This is a genomic window from Actinacidiphila rubida, assembly GCF_900110255.1.
Taxonomy (GTDB): domain Bacteria; phylum Actinomycetota; class Actinomycetes; order Streptomycetales; family Streptomycetaceae; genus Actinacidiphila; species Actinacidiphila rubida.
The window spans coordinates 1-1,133 of the sequence record NZ_FODD01000111.1 but is presented as its reverse complement, the minus strand read 5'-3'; the positions used below and the strand labels follow the sequence as shown (position 1 = coordinate 1,133).

At 69.7% G+C, this 1,133-nt stretch carries 1 protein-coding gene and 1 pseudogene; both read left to right on the top strand.

Features of this window, described 5'->3' with window-relative positions; genetic code table 11:
• Positions 1-586: electron transfer flavoprotein subunit beta/FixA family protein (locus BMW99_RS38975; RefSeq protein WP_069464526.1), on the top strand; the 586-nt coding region annotated here is incomplete at its 5' end.
• A gap of 59 nt (positions 587-645) precedes the next feature.
• A pseudogene (locus tag BMW99_RS38970) lies at positions 646-1,133 on the top strand (electron transfer flavoprotein subunit alpha/FixB family protein); the annotation flags it as partial.

The following is a 1,133-nucleotide window of genomic DNA, read 5'->3' as shown; positions in this document are numbered from 1 at the left end:
GGATGCGCGGGACGCGGTGCGTAAGGCGTTGTCGATGGGTGCGGATCGTGGTGTGCATGTGGAGGACGAGGGTCTGCATGGCACGGATGTGATGGGGACGTCGCTGGTGTTGGCGAGGGTGGTCGAGCGGGTGGGGTTCGATCTGGTGGTGATGGGGATGGCGTCGACGGATGGCACGGCGGGTGTGGTGCCGGCGTTGCTGGCGGAGCGGTTGGGGGTGCCGCAGGTGACGTTGCTGTCGCAGGTGTCGGTGGCTGGTGGGGTGGTGTCGGGGCGGCGTGATGGTGATGCGGCCAGTGAGGAGTTGCAGGCGTCGTTGCCGGCGGTGGTGTCGGTGACCGATCAGTCGGGTGAGGCCCGGTATCCGTCGTTCAAGGGGATCATGGCGGCGAAGAAGAAGCCGGTGGAGTCGTGGGGGCTGTCGGATCTGGGGATCGAGGCGGGTTCGGTGGGTCTGGCGGGTGCGTGGACGGTGGTGGAGGCCGTGGCGGCGCGTCCGGCGCGCAGTGCGGGCACGATCGTGAAGGACGAGGGCGAGGGCGGTAGGCAGCTCGCGCAGTTCCTGGCGGGTCAGAAGTTCATCTGATCGTGCCGTTCGTGCGGTGTCTGTAGTCGTCCGGTTGGTCTGGTGGAGGAGTTGTTGTGATGGCTGATGTTCTGGTGGTTGTCGATCATGTCGATGGTGTCGTGCGTAAGCCGACGCTGGAGTTGCTGACGATCGCGCGGCGGTTGGGTGAGCCGGTCGCGGTGTTCCTGGGTGCGGGGGTGGAGCGGGCCGCGCCGGTGCTGGCCGAGCACGGTGCGGTGCGGGTGCTGGCGGTGGACGCGCCGCAGTTCGCGGAGTATCTGGTGGTGCCGAAGGTCGACGCGTTGCAGGCCGCCGCGAAGGTGGTCGCTCCGGTGGCGGTGCTGGTGGCGTCCTCGGGTGAGGGCAAGGAGGTCGCGGCGCGGCTGGCGTTGCGGCTGGGGTCGGGGCTGATCACCGACGCGGTGGACGTGCGGGCCGGTGCGGAGGGTCCGGTGGCCACGCAGTCGGCGTTCGCGGCCGCGTTCTCCACGACCTCCCGGGTCTCGGCGGGGGTGCCGGTGATCACGGTCAAGCCGAACTCCGCGCCGGTCGAGCCGGCGGCGGC